Genomic DNA, 1,183 nt, shown 5'->3' on the forward strand with positions numbered 1-1,183 from the left:
CTACCGTGGTATCTGCGGTCCACTGGCACCGATGCGGTGGCTGCCTGTGCTTAGATCAGAATCTAACTATAGCATTTGCAGGATCTGAGTGCAACACGGTTATTGAATTGAAGCGGGAGCATCATGCCGCATCACCACGGCTTCTTGCATCACTTCGCCCATCACCTCGATCGGGCATTTGAAGTCGAAGCGTTTGCGCGGTCGCATATTCAGTTGCAAAGCGATGGCGTCCAGGGCTTCCTGACTATGCACCGACAAGTCCGTGCCCTTGGGCAGGTACTGGCGGATCAGTCCATTGATGTTCTCATTGCTGCCGCGTTGCCAGGGGCTGTGCGGGTCGCAGAAGTAGATCGCCACCCCGGTCCGCTGGGTGATCTCGGCGTGCCGCGCCATCTCCCGGCCCTGGTCGTAGGTCATGCTCTTGCGCACCGCCAGCGGCATGCCATTGAGCGCCGCACTGAAGCCCTCCAGCGCCGAGGTCGCCGTCGCGTCGGCCATCTTGATCAGCATCAGGTAGCCGCTGGTACGCTCCACCAAGGTGCCCACCGCCGAGGCATTGGCCTTGCCCTTGATCAGGTCGCCCTCCCAATGGCCTGGCATCAGCCGGTCTTCGACCTCCGGCGGGCGCACGTGGATGCTGAGCATTTCAGGGATCTGGCCGCGCCGATCGACGCCGCCAGAGCGCGGCCTGCGACTCGTCTTGCCCTGGCGCAGGCAGATGATCAGCTCCTTGCGCAGGCCACCGACCGGCAGGGCGTAGATCGCGTTATAGATCGTCTCGCGGCAGACGTAGGCCTCTCTGAGGCTGGGTATGTTCATGCTGCGCAGCTTGCCGGCAATCTGCTCGGGAGACAAACCCTCACGCAGCATATGGACGACCAGCTCGAAGCGCTCACTGCCCGGCAGCAGCTTGCACTGAGGCCTGCAGACCTGGCGGCGGACCTGCATCTGCTGCTGGGCAGCACAGGCCTGGTAGCGGGTGCCAGGGGCCCGGTTGCGGCGCAGCTCCCGGCTGATGGTCGAGGGGGAGCGGCCGAGCATCCGGGCAATTCGCCGCTGGCTGAAACCTTGGGCAAGGCCGAGTTGAAGGGTCGCACGTTCGGGGATACTGAGTTCGTGATAGGACATAGTGGCAGCACCGTACCGGAAAGGTCAGGTGTTGCACTCAGTTTTTGCGGCCGCC

General features: G+C 63.0%; 1 protein-coding gene. It reads right to left on the minus strand.

The features are described 5' to 3' along the window. Positions 1 to 99 precede the first annotated feature (99 nt). On the minus strand, positions 100 to 1,128 hold the full coding sequence (locus NA637_RS25055; RefSeq protein ID WP_011711660.1) for an IS30-like element ISShes10 family transposase: 1,029 nt from the start codon (positions 1,126 to 1,128) through the stop codon (positions 100 to 102). Positions 1,129 to 1,183 lie beyond the last annotated feature (55 nt).

Origin of the sequence: Stutzerimonas stutzeri (assembly GCF_024448935.1) — a bacterium.
Lineage (GTDB): Bacteria > Pseudomonadota > Gammaproteobacteria > Pseudomonadales > Pseudomonadaceae > Stutzerimonas > Stutzerimonas stutzeri_AO.